Origin of the sequence: Janthinobacterium sp. OK676 (assembly GCF_900103595.1) — a bacterium.
Lineage (GTDB): Bacteria > Pseudomonadota > Gammaproteobacteria > Burkholderiales > Burkholderiaceae_D > Janthinobacterium.
Genome location: NZ_FNHA01000001.1, coordinates 306,903 through 332,548, shown reverse-complemented (window position 1 = coordinate 332,548; position 25,646 = coordinate 306,903). Strand labels below are relative to the sequence as shown.

The following is a 25,646-nucleotide window of genomic DNA, read 5'->3' as shown; positions in this document are numbered from 1 at the left end:
GCGTGCTGGTTCCTGTAAGAGAGGCAATCATGGCAACCATCATGGCGAACGGCCTCAACATAGCTTATGAAAGCCACGGCGACCCCAACGATCCGTGCGTGCTGCTGGTCATGGGACTGGGCATGCAACTGATTGCCTGGCCGGCGGACTTCGTCGAAGGCATCGTCGAGCAAGGCTTTCGGGTGCTGCGTTTCGACAACCGCGACAGCGGCCTGTCGAGCAAGATGGCGCAGGCGGGCAAGCCGTATCTGCCCCTGGCCTACGTGAAAAACCTGCTCGGCTGGCCCCTGAAAACTTCCTATACCTTGAACGATATGGCGGACGACGCGCTCGGTCTGCTGGCGGCCCTGCGCATTGCACAGGCGCACGTGATCGGCGTGTCGATGGGCGGCATGATCGCGCAGGTGATGGCGGCGCGCGCGCCGCAGCAGGTGCTCAGCCTGACGTCCATCATGTCGAGCAGCGGACGGCGCGGCCTGCCCGGCCCCACGCGGGCCGCGCGCAATGCCTTGCTACAACGCCCGAAACGCAATGCCAGCCGCGCCGAACTGATGGCGCACATGGCGGCCACCGTGCGCGTCATCGGCAGTCCCGCCTATCCCGTGTCGGAAAAGCTGCTGTACCAGCGCATCGAGGCGGCGCTGCAGCGGGGCAGCTGCCCGGAAGGCGTGGCGCGGCAGATGGTGGCCATCGCCGCCTCGGGCGAGCGCACGGCCTTGCTGCCAACCATCAGTTGCCCGGCGCTGGTGATTCATGGCGCGGCCGACCCCTTGATCCCCGTCGCCTGCGGCATCGATACGGCGGCGCTGATCCCGGGCGCCCGGCTCGAGGTGATCGAAGGCATGGGGCACGACATGCCGCCCCAGCTGATCGAGCGCCTGCTCGCCTTGATCGATGTGCATCTGCAAGGTAAGATGGCGCCCCAGATGCGCTCCCAGCCAGCCTAGGCGCGCCACCATTTTTTTAAGGCACGGGCATTTTGAAGACACCTGAGATTGGCATCGCCATCGTCGCGCCGGGCGGTTATGCGCCCGACGCGGCGGCTTTGGAACGCGGCATCGCCCGCTTGCAGGCGCAAGGCGCCACCGTCCACAATTACTACGATCCCGAGCACACATTCCAGCGCTTCGGCGGCACGGATGCGGGCCGCCTGGCGCAGCTGAACGCGGCGGCAGCCGACCCGGACGTGCAAGTGGTGATCGCCTTGCGCGGCAGCTACGGTATCAGCCGCATCCTGCCCGACATTGATTTTCAGGCCATGGCCGATAGTCGTAAATTGTTTGTCGGCTACAGCGACTTCACGGCCTTCCACATGGGCTTGATGGCGAAAACGGGCCGCGCCAGCTTTGCCGGCCCCATGGTGTGCGACGATTTCATCCGTGACGAGCCCGAACAATTCACGCTGGACCAGCTGTGGTCCTGCCTGGCCGGTCCCACGCATACGGTCACGGGTACGGCGGCGGGCAATCCGCAGGTCGAACTGCAAGGCAAGCTGTGGGGCGGCAACCTGGCCATGCTCGTGCATCTGCTTGGTACGCCGTATTTCCCCGAGATCGATGGCGGCATCTTGTTCCTGGAAGACGTCAACGAACATCCGTACCGGGTCGAGCGCATGCTGCTGCAATTGCTGCATGCGGGCGTGGTTCAGCGCCAGCAAGCCGTGGTGCTCGGCGACTTTTCCGCCTATAAATTGAGTCCCATGGATAACGGTTACGATTTCGACGCCATGCTGGCCTACGTGCGCGAACGCCTGCCCGTGCCCGTGCTGACGGGACTCGAGTTCGGCCATATCCGCCGCCGGGTCACCTTGCCGTTTGGCGGCCATGCGCGGTTGCAATCGGATGCGTCCGGCTTCAGCCTGCAGATCACCGATTACCCGACCCTGGCGCGGCCCTGAACTCACTGAGCGTCAAGCCCGGCAGGTTGCTGCAGCTCGACGTGCTGCGCGGCATCGCCGTGTTCGGCATTTTGCTGGTGAATATCTGGGGCTTTGCCTGGGGCACCTTGTCCCTGCGCTACGGCACCTTGCCGGCAGAGCCGCCCGTGCTGGACCAGCTCGTCATTTTTGGTGTGGCGGCGCTGGCGCAATTCAAGTTCTATCCCATCTTCGCGTTTCTGTTCGGCGCCGGCTTTGCCCTGCAGACACGTTCCCTGCAACGCCAGCTGGGCAGCTGGGAGCAGGCGCAAGCGGCCTATCGGCGCCGGCTGCGCTGGCTGCTTGTGTTTGGCCTGCTGCATGGTTTCCTCATCTGGAGCGGCGACGTGCTGACCTCGTATGCGGTGGCCGGCATGCTGATCCTGCCGCTGGCAGCGGCCAAACTGAGCCGCATACGCAACCGCGCCTGGCTGGTGGCGGCCGGTTTTCTGCTGTTCATGTGCTTGCTCATTCCCGTGGGCCAGCAGGGCGGTGCGCCGGACATCGCGCGCGACCTGCAAGGCTTCGCGGAACGTTACGCGATCTACACGCAAGGCGGCGCTTGGGCCGTGGCCAGGCTGCGCGCCAACGATTTCCTCGTCTCCCTGCTGTACGCGGCCGTCATGCTGCCGCACATCATCGTGCTGTTCCTGCTGGGCATCTTGTCCGTGCGCTTGGGCTGGCTCACGCAGCCGCAGCGCCACCAGCGCCTGTGGCGCCGCGTGCGTGCCGTGGGGCTGGGCGTGGGCTTGCCGTTCAACCTGCTGGCGGCGGGGGCCGTCGCGTGGCAGGTGGCCGATCCATATCAGACCGTGCTCGATACGGCCCTGTTCGAAGTGGGCCTGTTCGCCGGCGGCCCCGTGCTGGCGGCCGGTTACGTGGCGGCGCTGATGCTGGCCGGCCCCTTCCTGCTGCGCTGGCTGGCCGCATGGCTGGCGCCCGTGGGACGCATGGCGCTGAGTAATTATCTGCTGCAATCGCTGATCGGCACGTGGCTGCTGCAGGGGCCTGGCCTGGGCTGGGGCGCAAGCCTGCGTCCGGCCGAGATGCTGGGCCTGGCGATCGTGATGATGGCAGGGCAACTGCTGCTGAGCCGCTACTGGCTGCGGCACTTCCGCCAGGGGCCGATGGAAGCGCTGTGGCGCCGCCTGGCGCGCTTACCTTAATCCGTTCCCCAGTCGAACGCGCCTTGCGCCGCGGCCGGTGGTGGCGGCTTGGCCTTGGCCGATGGCACGAGGGGATTATCGACGGCATGCCACTCGAACAGTTCCGCATCGAGCATGCAGGTGCGTGCCAGGTGCAGCGCTTGCTCGGGTGTCAATGCGGGATCGAGCCAGCGCTGCGCGTCTTCGCGGCTGACGGCGACGGGGCGGCGGTCGTGGATGTCGACCATGCCGCCCAGGCTGTCGGCCGTCACCAGCACGAAGCCCGCTTCCTCGCGATTGACCTTGTAGGGACCGAACTGGGCCAGCGCCAGCAGGAACAGGGGCGCGCGGTCCTTGCGGTGGATGTGCCACGGCTGCTTGCTGCCTTTTTCTCCCGTCCATTCATACCATCCGTTCACGCAGACGATGCCGCGCCCCGCGCGCAGCAAGGGCTTCCAGTAGGCGCCCGCCAGTTTTTCCAGGCGGGCATTGATGGCGATGGGAATTTTTTTCTTGCCGGGGGCGGGCACGGCTTGCGCGGCCCAGGCGGGGCGGTAGCCCCAGAACACGTCGTCGACCTTGTGCACGCCATCCTGGACGTGCAGCACGGGCCGGTAAGTGCCGGGCGACACGTTCAGGTGCGGCTCGGCCTCGCTGTTGAACACCGCGTCGGTCCAGCCGAACGAGGACGCCAGCACGGGCGCCGTGTCATGTTGATCGAGTCGTCCACACATGGCCAAATCATACCTGATCGCCGAAAGCCGCGCGGGCAGGCGTGCGTGCTTCCTGTGTGTGATCAAACGTACAGACTGCTTGGACGCACGGGCGCACAGTAGGCTCTCGCCTCGGAGGAAATATGTCTTTTGAAAATCCCACCATCCACAAAGGTTTTATCATCAGCGCCACGGCCAGCCAGCGCCGCGATGGCCGCTGGGTCGGCTCGTATATCAGCCAGAACCAGGCGTGCGGCGCGTATGCGGATACCTGCGATTACGACGATTGCAGCAACGAGAAAGAGGCGCAGCAACTGGCCCTGTCGATCGGCTGGCGCCTGGCCGATGGCGTGCAGCTACGCTAAAGCGGCCTTAGCGCTTGCCTCGCAGGGCCAGCAGCAGACCTGCGAGCGGGAACAGCAGGGCGGCACCCAGGCGTACGGCGGTCAGGGAAGCCGTCTCCACGCCCAGCACATGGGGCAAGACCAGCAGTAAAAAGGGAGCGGGCACGGCAATCGCGAAGAAAAACAGATACCACGAGTAGCCGTTTTTCTTGGCCAGCAAGGCGATCAGCGCGCAGCCGACGAGGAAGACGAGCGGTAAATTCACAAATTCCATGGTGTTGAGTTTTCATCCGGGAAAGCGCGTCATTATACGCGCCGCCCTGGCGGAACCAGCGTCAGTTGCCGACGAAATCCGGCGGCTGCGGCGCCTGTTTTCCGGCGGCCGGCGCCTCGGCTGGCAGCAGCGCCTGGATGGCGCCGTTATAGATCAGTTCCTGGGCATACGCCGATGCCTCGATCAAGGCCGCATGCACGGACTTGAAACTGCTCGGTGTTTCAATCAGCACGGGCTTCGCATACACCTGCTGCGTATCGCCGCGCTTGCTGACCAAAATCATGCCCCGGTACCGCCCATCCTTCTCCAGCGCCCCCGCCACATGAAATTCATACCCCCTGATCTGGTGCTTTTGTTCCTGATCCATGTCTCCCGCCTCCAGACCTGATTGTGGTGGCCCAGACCTTGTTAAGCGTATCGAACAGCTGAGTGTTTGATCTGAATCAATGCCCACATTCTTGACCACCTTCCAACGTACGTCACGACGCTTGCTGCAAGCGTAGCGAGCGTCGGTGATGTGTGGCCGAGAAGCGCAACCGCACTTTGGTGCGGTGAGCATCGCCAGCCGCAAAGCGCCCCGCGCAGTAGCTTGCGGCAAGCGTCATCACCCAGCGCGAATGGCGCGGATCTGTTGTGCGGTTTCTTCGATCTCGCGATACGCTTCCTGGATATAGCCATTGATCGGGTGCCCATCCATCCACTCGAAATAGGCGCGCTCGTCGTGTTTGATGGCAAAAGGGACGTGGTGGTCGCGTATCGATTCGGCCGTTTCGCGCACCAGCGAGGCAAAAATCAGCTCAATAGTTTCCATGATGGTCACCTTGTGAGACAGGAATGCAGAGTGTTGAATGTAGCACAAAGCGCGCCGCCGGGGCCGCGCGCATCGGCCCAGGCTTCAGGCCGGGTGACCGATATGCTCGTATAAGATCACGCAGCCGATGACGATCAGTACCAGGCCGCCCACCAGTTCGGCGCGCCGTCCCGCCATCGTGCCCAGCACGCGGCCCAGCATCACGCCCAGGGTGACCATGACGAAGGTGGAAAAACCGATGGCGGCGGCCGTCACGACGATATTTGCCCCCAGCAAGGCCAGGCCGGCGCCCACGACCATGGCGTCGATGCTGGTGGCCAGGCCCGTGACGGCCAGCACCCAGAACGAGTGCGATTGCGCCGGCGCTTCCTCCTCGTCGCCATCGCCCAGGGCGTTGCGTATCATCAGCAAGCCGATGATGCCCAGCAGGCTGAAGGCGATCCAGTGATCCCACGCTTCCACGTAGGGCGCCGCCACGCTGCCCAGGGCCCAGCCGATGATGGGCGTGATGGCTTCGATGACGCCAAAGATCAGCCCCGTGCGCAGCGCCTCGCGCCATTGCGGCTTGTGCAGGGCGGCGCCCTTGCCCACTGCGGCCGCGAAGGCATCGGTGGACATGGCAAGGGAGAGGGCGGCGGTGGCGGCGAAATTCATCGTTGGCTTTCTGTAAAACTTGGCTGGGATGGTAAGTTGCAAACTATAAACCCGGCGATTTTACCCTACGTACAAGACGACCAAGGAAGCGGCCAGACAATACGCGCCAAAGAAATGCCAGCGGCCCTGTTCCAGCCAGCGCGACAGCCAGCGCAGGGCCAGCAAGCCGGCCAGGAACGAGAGCAGCATGCCCAGCAGGCTGGGGCCGAGCAGGTGCAGCACGCTGTTGCCGTGTTCCAGGTGATCCAGGCTGCCGTTTGTCACGGCCTGGTAGAAGCGCCAGCCTTCCTTGACCAGCACGGCCGGCGTCAGTACGACGGCCAGGGCAAAGCTGAATTCTTCGGCGCGGCGTTGCGGCACGCCCATGGCGATGCCGGCGGAAATCGTGGCGCCCGAGCGGGAAAAGCCCCGGAAGGGCAGGCACAGGCCTTGCACGGCGCCGATCACCATCGCCTTGCCGACGGACAAGGTGCCATGCTGGCGCGCCTGCTGGCGCGACGACACAATGATCAGCACGCCTGCGGCGGCCAGCGCGGCGGCCATCAGTTTCGCGTTGCCGAACAGGTGTTCGATTTCAAAACCGGGCGCATCCTTGCTCATGACATGCGTAATACCCTTCAGCAAGCCGAAGCCGACGATGCCCGTCAGGGCCGTGGCGGCCACGAGCAGCAGGATATTGCTGCGGAAGGCGCTGGCCGAACTGAAATACGTGGCGCGCCAGGATTTCCAGAAATACACGATGACGGCGAACATGGTGCCCGTGTGCAGCATCACCAGCAGCATGGTCAGTTCTGGCGACGTGGGGTCCAGGCCCATCAGCTTTTCCGCCATGATGACGTGGGCGGAGCTGGACACGGGCAGCAGCTCGGCGAAGCCCTGGACGATGGAAAGGATAAATAATTGAAGAAAACTCATGGATATCTGTAATCGGGCGGGGAAAGAAGGGCCGCCGATTTTACCCGCCAGAAGTGGCGGGCACGCCCGTGCCAGATTACAGTTTGTCCATGTCTTGCTGCCCGGCCGCTTATTGCGGTTTGAACACGGCGCGGAAAGCCTTCAGGGCGGCCGGGTGATAGATGGTGCCGTGTGTCTCTTCCGACATCTTTTCCACATGCCATTGCAAGCCGGGTGGCGCCTGTTTCTGCAGCACCTCGGCCAGGCGCTGCACTTCGATGGCGATGCCCGCTTCGCTGCTGGCTGCCAGGTACAAGCTGTGCTTGCCTGGCTTGCCCCTGGCCATCAGCGTGGCCGCCTGGCGCGGCAGGGCGCCCTGATTCCACCACAGGCTGGGGTCGAACGCCAGGTAATGGTTGAACAGCTGCGGTTCCAGCAGGTACGTTTCCACCACGAACAGGCCCGCCAGCGATTCGCCGACGATGGCCGTCTCGCCCGTCGTGCGGTAGCGGCGCTTAATTTCCGGCATCAATTCATCGCGGATGAAGGCCCGGTAGGCCGCCGCGCCACCCACCACGGGGGCGATCTTGCGGTCTTCGGCGCTGTCCGTCGGCCCCGTCAAATCGCGCCGGCGCTGCGTGTTTTGCATGCCCACCAGCATGAAGGGACGCATCGTGCCATTCGCTACCGACACCTGCAGCAGGCCGGCCACGTGCAAAAAATCTTCCGCCACGCCGCCGTCCGGCATGTACAGCACGGGCAGCGGTGCATCGGGCGGCGTATCCCAGGCGCGCGCCATGTACACATTGATGTGGCGCTTTTCCTGCAGCGCTTGCGAATCGATGCTGAAACTTTCGCCGATGACGAGCGGCGTGGCCGCGCTGGAGGTCGCGGTAGCGGCGGGCGCGGCAGTGGCGAGGTGGAAGGGGCAAGACAGCAGCAGGGCGGCGGTGAGGTGCAGTGCAAGGCAAGAGCGGCGCATGTTTTCCCGTGATAAGAGTTTGATCGATGACATGTACGCGTATGGACATGCCATCGGGCGATTCTATCTTATCTTTGAGGCAGCATTATTTTATCGTCAAGAGTTGCCGATCGCGCACAATACCGGCCTTGTCGATCGTGTAGGCGACCAGCAGCGCACCATCCTCGGCGCAGGCGTGACAGGTGATCAGGGGCGTGGAAAACAGCAGGCGCTGGCCGCCATCGTCGGTAGCCGTGCTGCCGATGAAATCGGCGGGCGCAAACGGGACGGAGTCCGGATGGGCGGCGGTAAACGCGCGCCAGGCCGGTGTGGCGCGGTCTTCCTCGCGCACGGAATCTTCGTCGACGTCGATGGCCGCGCCATCGCTGCCGATCAGCAAGGTGCCTTCATTCGTGTTGGCGCGGAATGGATAGGTGACGGTGGCCAGAGCCGCCTTGCCCATCGGGCGCCAGTCGGAAATGAAACCGGCCTTGTTTGCCTTGATCAGCATCCTGGCGGCGGCGATGGCTTGCGGACGCGCGCCGCTGCGCTGCATGGTGCGCAACAGGCAGACGTCGGGCGCCGTGGCCGATTGCTCGCTGCGGCAAGCCGACAGCGAACGCTCCTGCCAGACGGCGCGCGCGTCGACGGGGCCGATGGGCGGGAGGTCGGCCGCCTGCGCGGCCGCCAGGCAGGACAAGGTCAGCATGGCGCAGCTGACTGCGTGGCGGGAAAATCGTGTGGACATGGCGTCTTTCAATAGCGGAAGCAAGAGTTGCCGATTATAGGAGGGAGCCGGCGTGCCTGCGCGCACGGAACGTCCGGCTTGCGCCTCGATCAGCGCTTCTTTGCCGCCGCCTGGCGCAGGGCCTTCGCTTCCTGCTTGTTGGGGATGTGCGGGCGCGTGGCCAGCTCGGCCTTGACGGCGGCGATGGCGGCGCCGAACTGTTGTTCGGCCTGCTCGACGCTGGCGCCCGCATAGTGCTGCTGGTTGGACTGGGCGGCGCGCAGCCGGCGCAGCAGCGCCAGCAATTGCTTACCGTGCAGGGCGTGCAGATCCTGCGCCAGCACTTGCGCGCCCAGCGTGACCTCCACATGCTCGGGGGCTAGCATGCGCAGCAGGGCCAGGCCTGCGGGCTGTGGTGCCGGAGTCAATTTATCCATCCAGCCATTGTAAACGAGGCCACGATTACAGGTATTCCCAGATTTCATCGAACGTTTCGCGCGCGAAATCGTTGCGCCAGGCTTCCGAGTTCTTTTCGCGGCTGACGGCAAACACGGCGCGCCACGCCTGCTTTGGCGAGCTCGTGTAGGTGGCGGCGATCTTTTCCAGGCCGGCCTTGCATTGCTCGAGCTTGCAGCCGCTCTTTGCCAGTTGCTGTGCGGCGGTCGCCCATGTCACGGGCACCTTGACGACCTGGCATTCGAAGCTGACGGCGGCCGTCTGGATGCCGTTTTCCACCGTCACCGGGGCCGCCTTGGTAGCCTGGCATGCGGCGCCATTCTTCGCGGCGATGACGTTCGCCGCCAGCTGTTCGGCGGCCGGCGTCACGGCCGCGCGCATGGCGGCGGGGAAGAGGTCGGCGATCAGCTTGCCCGTTTGCGTTGGGAACTTGGCATCCGCTTCCTTCAAGCCGCTGTACGACGCGTATTCTGCGCTTTGCTGGCCCGCCAGGCGGGTGGGGCGCAGGTAGGCGTTGAGCTTGGCGACGCTCGCTTCATCCTGGTTGATGATGGTCTTGATGTACAGGTTGGCCACGTCGACTGGCGCCAGTTCCGCGGTTTCGGCGGCGACGGCGGGCTGCATCAGCGCTGCGGCGAAGGTAGCGGCCAGCATTCTGGCGGCAGGAAATTGCTTGTGCATGTATGTTCTCCACGATTCGATGTCAGGCGCCAAAAAATGCTTTTCAGCAACTCTGGCGCGCGCATTATAGATGGTGAGATTCATAATGTTGCGCACATCAGGCGTCGGTCTTGTTGGCCGCTTCCAGCAAGGCCAGCAGCAACTCCTTGCGCCGGCCATCGGCCTTGCGCGCCAGGGCCGCCAGTTTTTCCAGCTTGCCCCAGATCGGATACAACATGTGCTCGACCAGATAGCCTTCCAGCCCTTGCAGTTGCTGGCAGAACAGTTCCAGTTTCTCCAGCTCTTCCAGTTCCGCCTGGATCTTGACCTTGGCGTTGTCCGTGCACGCGCGCAGGCAGGCCGCCAGCACGGAGACGGAGTCGCGCGTGACGCCATGCTTTTCAGCAAAGGCCGCCGTGAACTGGTCCTGCACGCACTGGTGCTCCTCGTCGACATTGGCCATATAGTGCTGCACCAGCGGGAAATGGCGGGCATCGAGCAAGCCCAGGCCGAACACGGCGTAACTGCCTGGCATGCAATTCTTTTCGCCTTCCGTGTCCGCATAGAACTCGAAATGCTCGATGGCGGCGCGCGCATAGTCTTCCAGCTGCGGCTGCAGGGACGCATGGGCGAGGGCGTTGGCAAAGAAGCGGTGCGTGTCGGATTTCGCCAGGCCCTTGAGCGGCAAATATTCCTTGACCCTGGATTTGAGCTTGATCTGGTAGCTTTTCGGGAAGCCGTTCTTCAGCAAATGCGTGACGAACGCCAGCGCCTGCCCATACGCCTCTTCCTCTTCCCTGGCAATCGTGATGCTGATCGTGGCAAACACATCGTTGGCGCGGCATTCCAGCAGCGCATTTTTCACGTGGATGGCGTCGTCGGGGAAGGTGCCGCTGCCTTCCTCGAGCATGCGCGCGGCCCGTTCGCTGCCCAGTTCGCGCGCGATTTCCAGGAATTTCAGGCCCTTCGATTTGGCGTAGCTGGCGTCATGGCGCAAGATCATCACCGCGCCATACAGCAGCAGGTCGATCGGCTGCAGTGTCCGTGCATTGGGCGCCGCGTCCGCTTTCAGCGTGTATTCGGTGGCGCGGTAGGCAGACAGGGCGCGGTCATAAAACTGCGGCAGGAACACGTTTTCCGCCCATTCCGTGATGGCGCGGATGATGTCGGCGCGGTGCTCGACCAAGGTATCCGGCCGGGTCTTGTTCAAGGTCTGGATGCGGTCGTACTGGGCGATGGTCCAGGCCACGTCGAGCTGCGGGAACAGCTGCGGGTCGAGCAGGTGGCGCGCGAGGAAGAACGTTTCCAGCGGCTTCGTCGGAAGGTTGCCATGCGTGAGCTTTTGTCCGATGTACGCGTGTATGTTTTCCAGCAAGGCCTGGCGCTTGCCATCGTTGACGTATTCCAGCAACACCAGGTGCAGCTTGCCCTGCGCCGTCTGGAACTTGCCGCGGCAGGTGAAGCGGTAATCGATCATCGGCGTGTCCGCCAGCGGCGCCAGGCGGGCCTGTAGCACGGCCGTCAGTTGTGGTACGACGTCCTCGCGCATTTGCGCATCATCAAGCCTGGCCTGCGTCCTGGAGCGTGGCGCGTCGTCGCTATCCAGGCCCAGGTCGATATCGTCGACCATGGTGCGGCCCGGCTTGTAATCGAGCATCAAGTCGTTGAAGATGCCTGCTTGCAAGGTCGTGCGCTTGACGGCCTGCTCCAGGTCCGTGCGTTGCAGTCGTTCATCGAACCAGGCGTGGATGGCCGCGCTCATTTCTTCCGTTATGTGCTCTTGCAAGGTAGTCATCGTCTGTTGCCTCTCCATTCATGTTGCGTTTGGATCATTCTTGCGCGGCAGTATAAAACAAGACGTTGCAATGCGCCGTGCGTACCGGTGTGCGGACGGCGGGACGGAAAGGTGATCTTTCGCGCAATGTTGCATGGCTGGCCGCTGTGCGGCCCGCACCGATACCGCTTTTGTATTTCCGCACAGATCGTCAAGTAAATGCAGGTATGGCTGGACGGAAATGTTACATCTGGGTATTCTGCGCATGATACTTATTTCTATACAGTTATTTCTATACAGAAAAAGGTAAGAGGGCGGTTCGTGCCGGCGGCAACGTGGCGCGCGCAGCCACGCAAGGTCAGGCATGCAAAGGTGAAGTCGTCCGCCTGCTGAGCGAAACGTCATGTTTCGGCTCGCGACGGGCAGGGAAACGGTGCTGTCATCTTTAAAATAGTAGGAGAGGTTGCTCATGGATGCAGAAAAGGATGTTGTGTACGGTACAGAAGATTTGTTGATGAGTTTGTGCAACTCGGTGGTTCGGGTGCTCAACGTTGCAACGCAAAGCAAGGTCAATTATTCGGGCATGGTGCAGCGCATCACCAAGACGGGTTTGAAGCCGGATATCGGCTGCTTCGTGATGTTCGATGGCGGTTTTACTGGCCTGGTCGTGCTCAATTTTGCCGCCGATACGGCGATGGAAATCTACGAACGCTACATGTTGCACATGGGTATGCCGAAGTCGGAGCTGGCCAGCTTCTACACGTCGGACGAAGTGTCGAACATCATGGGCGAGCTGATGAACCAGATCGTGGGCGACTTCACGGGCAAGGTACGGCGCGAGCTGCAAACGAACATCACCCAGAGCCAGCCGAAGATGCTGGTGCTGAACAAGCAGGTGATGCTCAGCGTTGACACGCCGCTGGACCGCCCGGAAATGCGCCGCGTCACTTTCTATACGGAAAAGAATAATATTTTCTATCTGGAACTGGCGATCGACCGTACCGAGTTCATCAAGCTGCACGATTTCGATTCGCGCGAAGTCGACGCCGACTCGCTGATGGATAGCGAATACGCGAACCGCGAACGGGATGCCGCTCCGGCACCTGCGGCGGAACCGGAAGACGACGACAACGCCGACCTGCTCAAGTCGCTGGGCATGTAAGCGGTGCTTGTCGACCGAGGCTGGCGGCAATTTTGTCGCCAGCCTCGGTACGTTTACAGCCTGCAAGGTCTTGAACTTCCGACGCTGGCCTGCAGGGAGCCGTGTTATCGCGGCAACGTCAATGTTTCCATGCGGCGAGTGCCAACCATGCCGCCTTGCTGGCTGTCATCGAGCGACCAGTATTCGAGCGCAAAGGCATAACTGCCGTCGATGATGGTCAGCGATTCTCTCTGGCGCCCGTTGGGCGCCTTGTAATACAGGCGCCGCGCGGGCCTGCCGTCCACAGTCTGATTGAACGATTGCAGCGAGATGCTGGCGCGCTTGCCCGCCTTGCCCGCCATCGACATTGCCGTGATCGTCACATAGGCCCGTTCCGGGCAGCGGGCCAGCAGGTGGGCGCCGCTCAGGATGGTCGGCTGCGCCTGGTCCAGCGGGAAGCCGAACGGCTGCGCGCCGACAATGTCCAGGCAGCCCATCTGTTGCGCAAGGCTGGACAGTACGGCCGGATCGAGCGCGCTCGTATGGTGTTTTTCAGCGGCCTGCGCCTGGCCCAGCGCCAGACGGCGCTCCAGTTCGGCCAGCGAGATGTCGCTGGGCACGGGCAGCGGCGCGGGGGCGTCCGGATCGGAGGCTTTTGGCGTTTCCGCCCGCATGCGCGAGCCGACAGAGTGGCTGCTCCCGGCTGTGCCATCGAGGGCATGGGCGAGTGGCGCGGCGCTGGCAAGGGCCATGCCCAGCGATATGGCCGTATATTTCAGCATGAAATCTCCCGCAATCTGATACAAATGGCGCGTATTGTGTCTCAGATTGCCAGCGTATGCGCGTTCCTTGGCGGTCCTTGTTAACGTGCGACCATCGCCGACGCAATCTCGATCGAACTCAGTTTCCAGCCCCACACGCCATGGCGCTGCAAGACCAGGGCGCCATCCTGGGCATTGCCATCCTTCGCGCGCACGACGAAGGTGTTCAGGCCGGCATAGCCTGCGGAATAGTCGGCCTTTTTGCGTGCGCCATCGGCGGGCGCATCGGCACTGGTTTCGGCCTGCGGGCTGACGGCGCTCTTGTTGACCAGCGCCACGACGCCGGCGGGCGAGACCATGGTGTCGACCATCTTGCCCAGCATGGCGCTGGCGATCGACTGGCCCAGCGCGGCCAGCGGGTTGCCGCTGCCGGCGGTCGCCTCGATGCTGCGCGCCATGCTGGTCTCCAGCTGCGCCTTGACGCTGGTGCGCAGGGCGGGGAAGTCCACGTGCTCGGCCAGCGCTTCGGCGTTGCGCTCGGCCAGCGCTGTCTTGATCTGGTGCAAGGCATAGTAGGGCGAAGCGTAGGCGGTGGCAGCGATGACAATGACGGCCACGGCGGCGGCGATGGTGATTTTCTTCAAGTGATGCCTGTGAGGTGGAGGGTAGAAAACGGATGCCACGCAGCGTATCTGCTAAAGGGGAATACGGCAATCGTATTTTCTTGCCATTTATTTCTTTGTATTTGACTTCCAACGTCCTGACCGGGCCACTATAGAGGGAAGAGGGTGGGTGCTGTATAATGGGAGAAAAGTACTTAACTAGCTGTTTTAACTGAATAAAGACCCAATATCACATGCTATCTACAGCAAATATTACGATGCAGTTTGGCGCCAAGCCATTGTTTGAGAATATCTCCGTCAAGTTCGGCGACGGCAACCGCTATGGTTTGATCGGCGCGAACGGCTGCGGCAAGTCGACGTTCATGAAGATCCTGGGCGGCGATCTGGATCCTTCGGGCGGCAACGTCATGCTCGATACCAACGAACGCCTGGGCAAGCTGCGCCAGGATCAGTTCGCCTTTGAAGACATGCGCGTCCTCGACGTCGTCATGATGGGCCACACGGAAATGTGGGCCGCCATCCAGCAACGCGACGCGATCTACGCGAACCCGGAAGCGACGGACGACGACTACATGCAGGCGGCCGAGCTGGAAGGCAAAGTGTCCGAATACGACGGCTACACGGCCGAATCGCGCGCCGGCGAACTGCTGCTGGGCGCCGGTGTCGCCATCGACCTGCATCAAGGCCCGATGAGCAACGTCTCGCCAGGCTGGAAACTGCGCGTGCTGCTGGCGCAGGCGCTGTTCTCGAATCCGGACATCCTGCTGCTCGACGAGCCGACGAATAACCTGGACATCAACACGATTCGCTGGCTGGAAGACGTGCTCAACGAGCGCAACTCCACCATGATCATCATTTCCCATGATCGCCACTTCCTGAACCAGGTCTGCACCCACGTGGCCGACATGGACTATGGCACCCTGAAGATTTATCCAGGCAACTACGACGAATACATGTTCGCCTCGACCCAGGCGCGCAACCAGCAACTGGCCAACAACGCGAAAGCGAAAGACAAGGTTGCCGAGCTGCAGGAATTCGTGCGCCGCTTCGCCGCAAACAAATCGAAGGCCCGCCAGGCGACGTCGCGCGCCAAGCAGATCGAAAAGATCAAGGTCGACGACATCAAGCCATCGTCGCGCGCCTATCCGTTCGTGCGTTTCGACGGCGAAAAGAAATTGCACCGCCTGGCAGTGGAAGTCGAGAACATCTCGAAAGGTTTCGACCGCCAGCTGTTCAAGAACTTTTCCATCATGGTGGAAGCGGGCGAACGCATCGCCATCATCGGCGCCAACGGCGCCGGCAAGACCACCATGCTGCGCTGCATCGCGGGCGACATCGCCGGCCTGCAGCCGGACCAAGGCCGCGTGAAGTGGGCGGAAAACGCCAACGTCGGCTACATGCCGCAAGATCCGACGGAAGATTTCGCCAAGGACACGAACCTGACCGACTGGATCGGCCAGTGGACGAAAGAGGGCGACGACGACCAGGCCGTGCGCTCCATCCTGGGCCGCCTGCTGTTCGGCGGCGACGATGTCAAGAAGGCCGTCAAGGTGTTGTCCGGTGGTGAAAAAGGCCGCATGATGTACGGCAAGCTGATGCTCGGCCGCCACAACGTGCTGATGCTCGATGAGCCGACCAACCACATGGACATGGAATCGATCGAGTCCTTGAACATCGCGCTGGAAAAATACGCGGGCACGCTGATCTTCGTGTCGCATGACCGCGAATTCGTCTCATCGCTGGCCAACCGCATCATCGAGATCAAGGAAGATGAAGTGGTCGATTACCGTGGCAATTACGAGGATTACCTCAAGAGCCAGGGTATTGATTAATTTGTAGGGTAACGTTGCGTCGGATTACGCGCTGTGCGCTAATCCGACCTACGCTAGTAGGCAGGCCATGTAGGTCGGATTAGCGGAGCGTAATCCGACAATTCCGGCCAGCGAAGCCACCCAGCACCACACCGACGCGCCGCGGTCCATTCGTTCCGGCGCACCTGCTTTATTGCAATCGTGCCGGTCTATCCCGTTTTTGTTTGACACAGCCATGCAAACTTTAGCCATCAAATCCGTCGAGTACGAACATCCACAAGACGGAGCCAGCTGCACTGCCCACGCCTGGGCACGCACGCCAGCGACGCCGTCCCCGGCCGAAAAAGCCGAATTGATCACGCGCATCAAGCGCCTGCTGATCGAGCGCGAAGCCGTGCTCGTTGCCCACTATTACGTTGATGCCGACCTGCAAGACCTGGCCGAAGCCACGGGCGGCTGCGTCTCCGATTCCCTGGAAATGGCCCGCTTCGGGCGCGACCATCCGGCCAAGACCCTCGTCGTGGCCGGCGTGCGTTTCATGGGCGAAACGGCAAAAATCCTCAGTCCCGAGAAAACGGTATTAATGCCCGACCTCGACGCGACCTGCTCGCTCGACCTCGGCTGTCCGGTCGATGAATTCACGGCCTTCTGCGATGCCCATCCGGACCGCACGGTCGTCGTCTACGCCAACACCAGCGCGGCCGTCAAGGCGCGCGCGGACTGGATGGTGACGTCGTCCATCGGCCTCGATATCGTTGCCCACCTGCACGCGCAGGGCAAGAAAATCCTGTGGGCACCCGATAAACACCTGGGTTCGTACATCCAGAAGGAAACGGGCGCCGACATGCTGCTGTGGCAGGGTAGCTGCCTCGTGCACGACGAATTCAAGGGTATCGAACTCGATTTGCTCAAGGAAGAGTATCCGCAAGCCAAGGTGCTCGTGCATCCGGAGTCGCCCGCGAACGTGGTGGCGCTGGCCGACATGGTGGGTTCCACGTCACAAATGATTGCGGCAGCGCAAACCATGGACACGGACACTTTTATTGTCGCCACCGACAACGGCATCCTGCACAAGATGCGCGCGGCTGCGCCAGGCAAACGCTTCATCGAAGCGCCCACGGCCGGCAACAGCGCCACCTGCAAGAGCTGCGCGCACTGTCCGTGGATGGCCATGAACGGCTTGCTGAACCTGGCGCAAACGCTGGAAAACATGCATAACGAAATCCACGTCGATCCCGCCGTCGGCCAGCTGGCCGTGCGCTCGATCAACCGCATGCTCGACTTCGCCGCCGCCAAGAAGGCGGGCCTCAAGCCGGGTGCGGATCTGGCAAAAGAAACTAAATTGTTCCAAGGAATCGGTCCAGCATGAGTACCCTCGTCAATTCTTTCGCTCCTTTCGATCCGGCCCTGGCGCGCGCCTTCGAAGGCAATTTGCTCGCCGCCCTGCTGGAAGACGTGGGCCAGTGCGACCTGACGGGCGAGCTGGTACCGCCCGACCATATCGTCACGGCGCGTGTGATCGTGCGCGAAGCAGCCGTGCTGTGCGGCGCGCCGTGGTTCGAAGGCATCATGAAAAGCCTGGACCGCAGCATCGATATTGCCTGGCATTACGCCGAAGGCGACATGATGACGGCCGACAGCGTTGTCTGCACGATCGAGGCGCCGGCGCGCGCCTTGCTCACGGCCGAGCGCAGCGCCCTCAATTTCCTGCAACTGCTGTCCGCCGTGGCCACGGCCACGCGCCAGTATGTCGACGTGATCGCCGGCACCAAGGCGTCGATTCTGGACACGCGCAAGACCTTGCCGGGTCTGCGCCTGGCGCAAAAGTATGCGGTGCGCGTGGGGGGCGGCAAGAACCAGCGCCTGGCCCTGTACGACGGCATCCTGATCAAGGAAAACCATATCGCGGCCGCGGGCGGCGTCAGCCAGGCCCTGGAAAACGCGCGCAACCTGGACGCGGGCGTGCCCGTGCAAATCGAGGTGGAAACCCTGGCGCAATTGCGCGAAGCGCTCGATGCGGGTGCCGTCTCCGTCTTGCTCGATAACTTCAGCAACGACATGATGCGCGAAGCCGTGGCCTTGACGCAGGGCCGCGCCTTGCTGGAAGCGTCGGGCGGCATCAATGTCGACACCGTGCGCGCCATCGCCGAAACGGGCGTGGACCGCATCTCGATCGGCAGCCTGACCAAGGATGTGCGGGCCACTGATTACTCCTTGCGCATCGTCGGCTGATGAAAAAAGCAGGGCTGCGCCTGCTGGCCCTGGCGCTGCTGTGGCCCGCGCTGGCCATGCCATCGCAGGCGCCAGCCCGGGAACTGCTGGCCGTGGGCGCGCAGTTCGAGCGTGTGTTCGAGTATCAGGATGGCGGCGAGTATGGCGGACTGGGCGCGGAACTGCTGCGCCTGATGGCCGCACGCACGGGTAACACCGTGCGTTTTCGCATGGTGCCGTGGGCGCGCGCGCAAGCCATGCTGGTGCAGGGCCAGGCCGATATCCTGATCGGCCCCTACAAGACGCCCGATCGCATTGCCAGCATGGCGTTTTCCGACAAGCCGTTTTACCAGGACCAGATGGTCTTTTATACGCGCCAGAACGCCAGCTTCAGCTGGGACGGCGACTACGCGGTGCTGAAGAACCGCAGGGTGGTGCTGCTCAATGGCTGGGCGTATGGCGCGGAATGGGAGCGCGTGCGGCCCGGCTTGCAGGTCAGCGTGGCCAATAATGTGGAAAATGGCTTGAAGATGCTGGTGCACAATCACGTCGACGTCTTCGTCAGCAACCGCCGCAATACCGATCCCGTCATCGCCCGCCTCGGCTATGGACGTCAGGTGAAACCCCTGCCCAGAATCATCGAACTGCAGAACGGCTATTTTGCCTTTCCCCGCTCGCCCACTTTCGACAAGCTGCGCCTGCAGTTCGACCAGGAATTGAACAGCCTGATCGACAGCGGTGAACTGAAAAAGCTGGGCAAGCGCTACGACGTCGCCGTGCCCTGATGGATGCGCATGCCGGCCCGCAGGGCGGCATGCGTTGGTGCCCGAGGGTGCCCTTTACAACTGGCGTGCCTCGAACGTATTGCACTGGGCAATCTGGCCGCTCTCGATGCCCTTGGTAAACCAGCGTACGCGCTGCTCCGAGGTGCCGTGCGTAAACGAGTCGGGCACGACATGGCCTTGCGACTGGCGCTGCAGTGCGTCGTCGCCGATGGCCGTGGCCGCTTTCAGGGCCGCTTCCACGTCGCCCTGTTCGAGGATCTTGCGGTCCTGGTTCGCGTGATAGGCCCACACGCCGGCAAAGCAGTCGGCCTGCAATTCCAGGCGCACGGACATGGCGTTGGCCTGGCGTTCTGAGGCAGTGCGGCGCGCATTGTCGACCTTCTCGGACAAGCCCATCAGGTTTTGCACGTGGTGGCCCACTTCATGCGCGATGACGTACGCTTCGGCAAACTCGCCCGACACCTTGAAGCGCTGCTGCATCAGGTTGAAGAAATCGAGGTCCAGGTAGACTTTCTGGTCGCCTGGGCAATAGAAGGGGCCGCTGGCGCTCTGGCCCGTGCCGCAGGCGGTCGGCGTGCTGCCCGAGAAAAGCACCAGCTTGGGTTTCACGTAACTGCCGCCTTCGGCCTTGAACAGGGCGCCCCACGTGTCTTCCGTATCGGCCAGCACGGTTTTCACGAAGCGGGCCATCTCGTCCGATTCGGGCGGCTGGCGCGCCGGGGCCTGGCTTTGCTGGGGGCTGACCTGGCCGCCGCCGCCGCTGAGCAGGTTCAGCAAGGTCAGGGGATTGACGCCCAGCACATACGAGCCGACGAGGGCGATGACGATGGTGCCGATACCGATCGAGCGCCCGCCAAAACCAAAGCCGCCCCCGCCGCCGCCCCCACCGCCATCTTCGCCACGGCGATCTTCCACATTGTCGCTTTCGCGATTGCCTTCCCATTTCATGATATTTACTCCTGCTGCGATTTGCGATTGATTGGTGACGTCTGAATATGTTTCTTGCGACGAATCTTGTTATTATCGCAGTAAACTGCGCCGCGACAGGAGTGACAATGTTACCCTTTGCAACTTTCCACCCACTCCACAACAGGTACACGCATGGCGCTTGCCAACGATACACTCATTTCGCCAACGGCGGTGGTCCAGGCGCAACTGGACGCCTATAACGCGCACGACGTGCCGGCCTTGCTGGCCATCTATGCCGATGACGCACAGCAATTCCAGCACCCCGATACCTTGTTGGCGCAGGGCGGCGCGCAGATCGGTCCCCGTTTTACGGCCCGTTTCTCCACCAGCCGGCCCCGGGCGCAGTTGCTCAACCGCATAGCCTGCGGCAAGCTGGTGATCGACCATGAAATCGTCCATGGCGACACGGACGATGGCGTGTCGGCACAGGAACTGGTGGCGACGTATGAAGTGGAGCAGGACCGCATCAGCCGTGCCTGGTTCAGCTTCGGCTCATTGACCCGCCTGCGCGTGGCGCTGCCGGCCGACGTGCCCGCCATGAATGCGCTGATCGCCCGCTCCGGCGTGGCGCTGAGTGCGGGGTTTTACACGCGGGAACAGGCCGCGGCCGTGACGCGTCACGTGTTCGGCGTCGATACGCAGCTCGTTGCCGACCGGACGTATTCCGTGATCGAGCGCGACGGCGCCATGCTCGCTTGCGGCGGCTGGAGCCGGCGCGCCACCCTGTATGGCGCCGACCGCGCCAAGAGCGGGCCGGACCCGCTGCTCGATCCGGCCAGCCAGCCGGGCCGCATCCGCGCCTTCTTTGTCGAGCCAAGCGCCGCCCGCCAGGGCCTGGGCAGCATGCTGATGCGCCATTGCGAACGCCAGGCCCTGGCCGCCGGCTTTACCGCCCTGGAACTGGCCGCCACCTTGCCTGGCATGCCGCTGTACCTGGCCAGCGGCTTTGCCGTGACGGAAGAGTTTCATCTCGACTTGCCTGATGACATCAAGCTGCCGCTGGTGCGCATGCACAAGCGGTTGTAAAACCATGTTTTACCAGGGCAGCGGCGCCTTTTCCCCATTGGCGTGCTCGCCGTAGTACAGCGACGGTAAAAAGCGCGAAAGATAGGTAAATTCACTGTAGCAATGGCGCAGCAAATTCAGGCCCAGCACATCGGGCACGTCGCGCACGGGGTTCAGGCTATTGCGGCCCAGCAAGAAGCGGCTGCGCAGCACGCAGCCCGTGGGCGTGTCGCGCGTCAGGTGCAGCATTTCGCCATCGAGCGGGTCGCCGTGCGGGTCCATCTGCACGTGCTCGCCAAAACCGATGCGCGCGCAAATGGCGGCCGACAGGGCGCCGCTCTCCTTGGCCTGCTGCAGTTGCGCCGGATCAAACACGTCTTTCGGGTCATGGAACTTCAGCTTGGCTTTTACGGGCGGAATGTCGCCCAGGGATTCCACGGCCTCGATCGAGGCGCCATAGTAACTATCTCCCTTTTTCCACGCGCTGTTCCAGCCGTGATGGGCCACGTGGTCGTGCGGATGCCACCATTTGATGTGCTGCGTCGTCTCGAAAAACGTAAACCACCAGTCCAGCATGCGCCCGCTGCAGCCGTGCAGTTCCGTGCGCGCCGCCACCAGCAGGCAACCGTCTTCCAGGCGCGTAATGCCGGTTTCCAGGGGCAGGGGAAACGGGTCGAGCAAGTCGCCCGTGCTGGTGATGTTCCATGGGAATTCCATATGCTTCGTCATGTCGTTCTCCTTTGTTGGGGTGAGCCAATTATATATTAAAGAAACGTATAACGTTTCCTAAATATGTTTCAGTGTAAAATTGTCCATCGATCAAGTTTGGAGCCGGCATGCAGGAAGAAGAGAGCAAGGCTGTGCGTGGACGGGGCCGTCCGGCGCGCCCGCCCGAGGAAGCGCGCGAGGCGGCTGTGCAAGCGGCCACCTGGCTGCTGCTGCACGAAGGCTATGCGGCCACGACCATGGAAGCGGTGGCGCGCCACGCGGGCATGGCCAAGAAGTCGCTGTATCACTATGCGGCCAACCGCGAGGAACTGGTGGCCCTCGTGGTGCGTGGCTGGACGGATGCGTTCCTGCCGGCCATGGCGCACGATGCGGCCGCACCTGGCGACGTCTTGCCAATGTTAAAAGAGATATTGCAGGCGATGGTGGCACGCGTGCTGACGATGGATGCCGTAGGGCTGTTCCGCCTGCTGTGCACGGAGTTTCCCGCACGCGCGGACTTGCTGGCCGTGTATCAGCGCAATGGCATCGAGCGGGGCACGGCCCTGCTGGCGGAATGGCTGGGCCGCCAGGCCGCGCGCGGCCACATCAAGGTCGGCAACGCGCCTGAACTGGCCGGCTTGCTGCTGGCCATGGCGATCGCCGAGCCGCTGCGCCAGATGGCGCTGGGGCTGCTGGCGCCCGTACCGGCCTGGGATGCCGGTGCCCGCATCGATGCGGCGCTGCGCCTGCTGGGCGGATCGTCGTTCAGCTTGGCTGGTGCTTCAGCGCTTCGCGGTAGCTGAGGGGAGAGAGCCGCTGGCGGTGCTGCGTGGCAAAAGCCAGCACGGCAGCAGGCGCGTGGCGCGCGTAATCGCGCAAGGCCCAGCCGATGGCCTTGCGGATGAAAAACTCGTCTTCATGGGCCAGCGCCAGCGCCGCGTCAAATAACCAGGCGCCATCCGTGTCGGCGCGCCAGCCCAGCTGGTGCAGCAGGGCGATGCGGCGCAGCCAGAAGTCTTGGTGGCGCAGCGCGTCATCCATGTGCGCGTGGCCGTCGCCGCCGCGCTGGTGCTCCGGCTGCAGCACCTCGCCGACGATGCCCGCCATGCCGTCGACGCTGTCCCACCACGCGCGCTGGCGCGCCAGGCCGAGCAGGGCGGGAATGTGCCCGATGTTCAGCTGGCGCCGGTGCAGCGCCAGCATGTCGAGCGCCACATGCTGGTATTCGCGCTGCGGCTGCTGCCACAGCAATTGCGCGTGTTCCAGCAAGGTCGCGGCATCGATGCCCGTCAGGCTCGCCAGCAAGCCCCTGGCGGCCAGCCGCCGCTGCGGCGCTGCCACGCCCAGGAAAACGAACCGGTCGCGCATATAGGCCTGCATGGGCGCTACACGGCCCGGTTCGGCAACCGCTTCCAGCGCGGCTTTCAATTCTGCATGTAGATCCATTCCATCTCGCATTCTTCAGGCGTAAAAAAAGCGCTCCAATGAGCGCTTTATATCCGGGCAGAATGCCCGATAAAACCGTAGCGAGCGGAAGTGAATTGTGGCCGAGAAGCGCAACCGTACTCTAGTACGGTGAGCATCGCAGGCCGCAAGTCACGACGCGCAGTAGGTTTGATCGGGTATTCTTATTGGATTTTGGCTTTTTTCATCAACTCATCGCGGTAGGCGGCGAGTTTCTTCTGTTGCAGCGACTCGGCCACCTGGCCCTTGACTTCTTCCAGTGCCGGCAGTTTCGTCGGACGGGTTTCTTCCAGCTTGATCACGTGGAAGCCGAATTGCGATTGCACCGGCGTTTGCGTGACCTGGCCTGGTTTCAGGGCAACCATGGCGTCGGAGAATGGTTTCACGTACGAAGCAGGGCTAGCCCAATCCAGGTCGCCGCCATTGGCTGCGGAACCGTCTTTCGATACTTTGGCCAGTTCTTCGAACTTGGCGCCGCCTTTCAGCTTGGCGATGATGTCTTTCGCTTCCGCTTCGGTGGCGACCAGGATGTGGCGTGCATGGTATTCCTTGTCGCCCGCTTGTGCCTTGAACTTGTCGTACTCGGCCTTGATTTCAGCATCCTTGACGGGGTTCTTCTTGACGTAGTCGGCCAGCAGGGCGTTGATGATGATGCTTTGACGGGCATTGTCGATCTGCGACTTGACTTCCGGACGCGTGCCGTAGCCTTGCTTGTCGGCTTCCTGGATCAGCACTTCGCGGCCGATCAGGTCTTTCTTGATGGCTTCGCGCAATTGCGGCGAATCGGCTTGCTTGCCTTGGGCGACGACTTGCTTGACGACCTGGTCGACGCGCGACGATGGGATGGCCTTGCCATTCACGGTGGCGACGTTTTGCGCGAACGCAGGGATCGCTACGACGGCGACCAGGGCTAAGATCAGGCGGGCTGGCTTCAAAATCATGTTCATTCCTAATAAATATACTAAAAATCGATATGCGCGACTGTCGCGCAGTGCGCATTCAGGCGCAGAATACACGACCGGCGCCGAAAAGGGCGCCGGGGAGGTCAGTTCTTACTGAACTTTCGCTTTTTTGATCATTTCTTCCTGATACGCTTGCAGTTTCTTTTGCTGCAGCGCTTCGGCGATCTGTGGCTTGACTTCTTCCAGGGTCGGCAGTTTTGCCGCGCGGGTGTCGTCCAGCTTGATCACGTGGAAACCGTTAGGCGTTTGCACCGGGGTGTCGGTGACCTGGCCTTTTTGCAGTTTCACGAAGGCGTCCGAGAACACTTTCGGGAACGACGATGGGGCTGCCCAGTCCAGATCGCCGCCGTTGTCGGCCGAACCGGTATCTTTCGATTGCTTGGCCAGGTCTTCGAACTTGGCGCCGCCTTTCAGCTTGGCGATGATGTCTTTCGCTTCCGCTTCCGTGCCGACCAGGATGTGGCGCACGTGGTATTCCTTGTCGCCGGTCTGGGCCACGAAACGGTCGTATTCGGCCTTGATTTCAGCGTCGTTGACCGGGTTCTTTTTCAGGTAGTCGCCGACCAGGGCGTTGATGACGATGGCCTGGCGTGCGTTCTCGATTTGCTGCTTGACTGCTGCATCTTTACCGAAACCTTTGTTTTCCGCTTCTTGCATCAGCACTTCACGGCCGATCAAGTCTTTCTTGATCATTTCGCGCAGTTGCGGCGAATCCGGTTGCTGGCCTTGGGCGACGACTTGCTTGACGACTGCATCAACGCGCGACGATGGGATAGGCTTGCCATTGACGACGGCAACATTTTGCGCAAAAACAGGTACCGCGACAACGGCGAGTAGTGCGATCAGCAAGCGGGCTGGCTTAAAAGTCATTATTAAATCCTGTTAGGGAAAGTTTCGTAAAAAACGCATGGAAAGAAATTGACAACATGGCTCGGGTACGCCAAAACGCCATCCTTACACTACTTCGGATGGCGCCAGGGCCACAATCGCCAATGCATGTATCTCATTATGCATCATATCGTGCACGGAATCATACACCAGTCGATGACGCATGACGAGCCTGAGCCCCTCAAATTGACTAGAAATAATCCGCAGATTGTAATGGCCTCCGCCCGAGGCGGCGCCCGCATGGCCCCGGTGGCGCGCCGAGTCGTCTTCCAGCACGCATTCCAGAGGGGAAAGTGCCGTTTCCAGGCGGGTACGAATGCGTTCCATGCGCGTTGTCGTGTCGTTCGTCATCATGCGTCTTCCTTGATATGTTTTGCCAGGAACAGGGTTTGCGCCACGATGAAGGCAAAGAAGATGCCCGTCGCGCCAAACGCTTTGAAACTGACCCAGGCAGCCATGTCGCCCTTGTACAGCACGAAGGCCACGAACAGGTTCAGCGCGCCGATGGCGCCAAAGAAGATGATCCACGCGGCCAGCAACTGGTTCCACACGGCATCGGGCAATTGCACTTGCGCTTCCATGGTCTTGCGGATCAGGTTTTTCTTGAGCCCCACGTGGGCGATCAGGAGGGCCAGGCCGGACAGCCAGTAGATCAGGGTCGGCTTCCATTTCAGGAAGAAATCGTCATGCAGGTAAATGCTGGCGCCGCCAAACACGACAAAGATGAACAGCGACAGCCACAGCATGCCGTCGACCTTGCGTCCGCGCAGCAGCAGATAGCTGACCTGGCAAGCCGTGGCGACGATGCCGACGAGGGTGGCAAGTATCCACGGCGCCTGGTCGGCCTTGATCAGGCCGCCTGACACGAAGCCGGAGAGATATTGCTGCACGAAATCGTGCGTGGCCGCTTCATACATGCCGCCCAGTTTGAAGGCGGCGAAGAAGGCGAGCAGGGGGAATATGTCGAATAGAAATTTCATGGCGAGACTT

31 protein-coding genes are annotated in these 25,646 nt (G+C 62.1%); 11 read left to right on the top strand and 20 right to left on the bottom strand.

The genetic code is table 11. The features are described 5' to 3' along the window. The first annotated feature begins 29 nt into the window (after positions 1-29). The 3 genes from BLU39_RS01580 to BLU39_RS01570 are packed head-to-tail and all read left to right on the top strand — an operon-like array spanning position 30 to position 3,081. On the top strand, positions 30-947 hold the full coding sequence (locus BLU39_RS01580; RefSeq protein ID WP_092708732.1) for an alpha/beta fold hydrolase: 918 nt from the start codon (positions 30-32) through the stop codon (positions 945-947). Between the two features lie 32 nt (positions 948-979). Further along, a complete protein-coding gene (gene ldcA, locus BLU39_RS01575) occupies positions 980-1,897 on the top strand; it encodes a muramoyltetrapeptide carboxypeptidase (protein WP_092708729.1) in 918 nt (305 codons plus the stop codon). 26 nt (positions 1,898-1,923) lie between these two features. After that, a complete protein-coding gene (locus tag BLU39_RS01570) occupies positions 1,924-3,081 on the top strand; it encodes a DUF418 domain-containing protein (RefSeq protein ID WP_232731089.1) in 1,158 nt (385 codons plus the stop codon). Here BLU39_RS01570 and BLU39_RS01565 read toward each other — a convergent pair. Further along, on the bottom strand, positions 3,078-3,794 hold the full coding sequence (locus BLU39_RS01565; protein ID WP_092708722.1) for an SOS response-associated peptidase: 717 nt from the start codon (positions 3,792-3,794) through the stop codon (positions 3,078-3,080). The genes BLU39_RS01570 and BLU39_RS01565 overlap by 4 nt on opposite strands. Before the next feature lie 122 nt (positions 3,795-3,916). Between BLU39_RS01565 and BLU39_RS01560 the strand changes: the two genes are divergently transcribed. Next, positions 3,917-4,138, top strand: coding sequence for a hypothetical protein (locus BLU39_RS01560; protein WP_092708720.1), 222 nt, complete (start codon positions 3,917-3,919; stop codon positions 4,136-4,138). Between the two features lie 7 nt (positions 4,139-4,145). Here BLU39_RS01560 and BLU39_RS01555 read toward each other — a convergent pair whose 3' ends face one another. From BLU39_RS01555 to BLU39_RS01510, 10 genes are all read right to left on the bottom strand, one after another. Further along, positions 4,146-4,391, bottom strand: a complete 246-nt coding sequence (locus BLU39_RS01555; RefSeq protein ID WP_092708717.1) for a hypothetical protein — start codon at positions 4,389-4,391, stop codon at positions 4,146-4,148. 61 nt (positions 4,392-4,452) lie between these two features. After that, positions 4,453-4,758 carry a hypothetical protein gene (locus tag BLU39_RS01550; protein WP_139178115.1) on the bottom strand — a complete coding sequence of 102 codons (306 nt, stop codon included), beginning with the start codon at positions 4,756-4,758 and terminating at the stop codon, positions 4,453-4,455. Positions 4,759-4,995: 237 nt separating this feature from the next. Further along, positions 4,996-5,202: a hypothetical protein gene (locus tag BLU39_RS01545; protein WP_092708710.1), complete on the bottom strand. Its 207-nt coding sequence runs from the start codon at positions 5,200-5,202 to the stop codon at positions 4,996-4,998. A gap of 84 nt (positions 5,203-5,286) precedes the next feature. Continuing rightward, positions 5,287-5,856 (bottom strand): manganese efflux pump MntP, encoded by a 570-nt coding sequence (gene mntP, locus BLU39_RS01540; RefSeq protein WP_092708707.1) that lies wholly within the window; start codon positions 5,854-5,856, stop codon positions 5,287-5,289. Between the two features lie 60 nt (positions 5,857-5,916). Next, positions 5,917-6,771 carry an undecaprenyl-diphosphate phosphatase gene (locus BLU39_RS01535; protein WP_092708704.1) on the bottom strand — a complete coding sequence of 285 codons (855 nt, stop codon included), beginning with the start codon at positions 6,769-6,771 and terminating at the stop codon, positions 5,917-5,919. 109 nt (positions 6,772-6,880) lie between these two features. Next, on the bottom strand, positions 6,881-7,732 hold the full coding sequence (locus BLU39_RS01530; RefSeq protein WP_092708701.1) for an alpha/beta hydrolase: 852 nt from the start codon (positions 7,730-7,732) through the stop codon (positions 6,881-6,883). 85 nt (positions 7,733-7,817) lie between these two features. Further along, positions 7,818-8,459: a hypothetical protein gene (locus BLU39_RS01525; protein WP_092708698.1), complete on the bottom strand. Its 642-nt coding sequence runs from the start codon at positions 8,457-8,459 to the stop codon at positions 7,818-7,820. Positions 8,460-8,548: 89 nt separating this feature from the next. Then, the gene (locus tag BLU39_RS01520; RefSeq protein WP_092708695.1) at positions 8,549-8,875 is read right to left on the bottom strand and encodes a hypothetical protein; all 327 of its coding nucleotides are present in this window, start codon (positions 8,873-8,875) and stop codon (positions 8,549-8,551) included. A gap of 25 nt (positions 8,876-8,900) precedes the next feature. After that, the gene (locus BLU39_RS01515; RefSeq protein WP_092708692.1) at positions 8,901-9,575 is read right to left on the bottom strand and encodes a hypothetical protein; all 675 of its coding nucleotides are present in this window, start codon (positions 9,573-9,575) and stop codon (positions 8,901-8,903) included. Between the two features lie 97 nt (positions 9,576-9,672). Next, on the bottom strand, positions 9,673-11,349 hold the full coding sequence (locus tag BLU39_RS01510; RefSeq protein ID WP_092708689.1) for a DUF6138 family protein: 1,677 nt from the start codon (positions 11,347-11,349) through the stop codon (positions 9,673-9,675). 448 nt (positions 11,350-11,797) lie between these two features. Here BLU39_RS01510 and BLU39_RS01505 point away from each other — a divergent pair, with 448 nt between their 5' ends. Beyond that, positions 11,798-12,490 (top strand): DUF3334 family protein, encoded by a 693-nt coding sequence (locus tag BLU39_RS01505; protein WP_092708686.1) that lies wholly within the window; start codon positions 11,798-11,800, stop codon positions 12,488-12,490. Positions 12,491-12,594: 104 nt separating this feature from the next. Here the strand turns inward: BLU39_RS01505 and BLU39_RS01500 are convergent, their stop codons facing one another. Further along, positions 12,595-13,251 carry a hypothetical protein gene (locus tag BLU39_RS01500; protein ID WP_139178113.1) on the bottom strand — a complete coding sequence of 219 codons (657 nt, stop codon included), beginning with the start codon at positions 13,249-13,251 and terminating at the stop codon, positions 12,595-12,597. Between the two features lie 80 nt (positions 13,252-13,331). Next, positions 13,332-13,874 (bottom strand): DUF2939 domain-containing protein, encoded by a 543-nt coding sequence (locus tag BLU39_RS01495; RefSeq protein WP_157808746.1) that lies wholly within the window; start codon positions 13,872-13,874, stop codon positions 13,332-13,334. A gap of 212 nt (positions 13,875-14,086) precedes the next feature. Between BLU39_RS01495 and BLU39_RS01490 the strand changes: the two genes are divergently transcribed. The 4 genes from BLU39_RS01490 (at position 14,087) to BLU39_RS01475 (ending at position 18,660) form a co-directional block, all read left to right on the top strand. Beyond that, positions 14,087-15,685 carry an ABC-F family ATPase gene (locus tag BLU39_RS01490; protein ID WP_034756044.1) on the top strand — a complete coding sequence of 533 codons (1,599 nt, stop codon included), beginning with the start codon at positions 14,087-14,089 and terminating at the stop codon, positions 15,683-15,685. A 214-nt stretch (positions 15,686-15,899) separates the two neighbouring features. Beyond that, positions 15,900-17,033, top strand: a complete 1,134-nt coding sequence (gene nadA, locus BLU39_RS01485; protein ID WP_092708677.1) for a quinolinate synthase NadA — start codon at positions 15,900-15,902, stop codon at positions 17,031-17,033. After that, positions 17,030-17,896, top strand: coding sequence for a carboxylating nicotinate-nucleotide diphosphorylase (nadC, locus tag BLU39_RS01480; RefSeq protein WP_092708674.1), 867 nt, complete (start codon positions 17,030-17,032; stop codon positions 17,894-17,896). The genes nadA and nadC overlap by 4 nt, the downstream gene beginning before the upstream one ends. After that, the gene (locus tag BLU39_RS01475) at positions 17,896-18,660 is read left to right on the top strand and encodes a substrate-binding periplasmic protein (RefSeq protein WP_092708671.1); all 765 of its coding nucleotides are present in this window, start codon (positions 17,896-17,898) and stop codon (positions 18,658-18,660) included. The genes nadC and BLU39_RS01475 overlap by 1 nt, the downstream gene beginning before the upstream one ends. A 54-nt stretch (positions 18,661-18,714) precedes the next feature. On the opposite strand, the gene BLU39_RS01470 is transcribed toward BLU39_RS01475, so the two are convergent. Beyond that, positions 18,715-19,608, bottom strand: coding sequence for a KPN_02809 family neutral zinc metallopeptidase (locus tag BLU39_RS01470; RefSeq protein ID WP_092708668.1), 894 nt, complete (start codon positions 19,606-19,608; stop codon positions 18,715-18,717). Between the two features lie 153 nt (positions 19,609-19,761). On the opposite strand from BLU39_RS01470, the gene BLU39_RS28835 reads away from it, so the two are divergent. Continuing rightward, positions 19,762-20,655, top strand: a complete 894-nt coding sequence (locus BLU39_RS28835; protein WP_092708665.1) for a GNAT family N-acetyltransferase — start codon at positions 19,762-19,764, stop codon at positions 20,653-20,655. A 9-nt stretch (positions 20,656-20,664) separates the two neighbouring features. Here the strand turns inward: BLU39_RS28835 and BLU39_RS01460 are convergent, their stop codons facing one another. Then, positions 20,665-21,363, bottom strand: coding sequence for a DAPG hydrolase family protein (locus tag BLU39_RS01460; protein ID WP_092708662.1), 699 nt, complete (start codon positions 21,361-21,363; stop codon positions 20,665-20,667). Positions 21,364-21,470: 107 nt separating this feature from the next. On the opposite strand from BLU39_RS01460, the gene BLU39_RS01455 reads away from it, so the two are divergent. After that, positions 21,471-22,145 (top strand): TetR/AcrR family transcriptional regulator, encoded by a 675-nt coding sequence (locus tag BLU39_RS01455; protein ID WP_092708659.1) that lies wholly within the window; start codon positions 21,471-21,473, stop codon positions 22,143-22,145. Here the strand turns inward: BLU39_RS01455 and BLU39_RS01450 are convergent. From BLU39_RS01450 to BLU39_RS01430, 5 genes are all read right to left on the bottom strand, one after another. After that, positions 22,108-22,788 (bottom strand): DNA alkylation repair protein, encoded by a 681-nt coding sequence (locus BLU39_RS01450; RefSeq protein WP_092708656.1) that lies wholly within the window; start codon positions 22,786-22,788, stop codon positions 22,108-22,110. The genes BLU39_RS01455 and BLU39_RS01450 overlap by 38 nt on opposite strands. 182 nt (positions 22,789-22,970) lie before the next feature. Then, positions 22,971-23,747 (bottom strand): peptidylprolyl isomerase, encoded by a 777-nt coding sequence (locus BLU39_RS01445; RefSeq protein WP_034756072.1) that lies wholly within the window; start codon positions 23,745-23,747, stop codon positions 22,971-22,973. A gap of 111 nt (positions 23,748-23,858) precedes the next feature. Continuing rightward, positions 23,859-24,638, bottom strand: a complete 780-nt coding sequence (locus tag BLU39_RS01440; protein ID WP_070218374.1) for a peptidylprolyl isomerase — start codon at positions 24,636-24,638, stop codon at positions 23,859-23,861. Positions 24,639-24,722: 84 nt separating this feature from the next. Next, a complete protein-coding gene (locus BLU39_RS01435; protein WP_035819127.1) occupies positions 24,723-25,010 on the bottom strand; it encodes a BolA family protein in 288 nt (95 codons plus the stop codon). Beyond that, positions 25,007-25,636, bottom strand: coding sequence for a septation protein A (locus BLU39_RS01430; protein ID WP_092708653.1), 630 nt, complete (start codon positions 25,634-25,636; stop codon positions 25,007-25,009). The genes BLU39_RS01435 and BLU39_RS01430 overlap by 4 nt, the downstream gene beginning before the upstream one ends. Positions 25,637-25,646 lie beyond the last annotated feature (10 nt).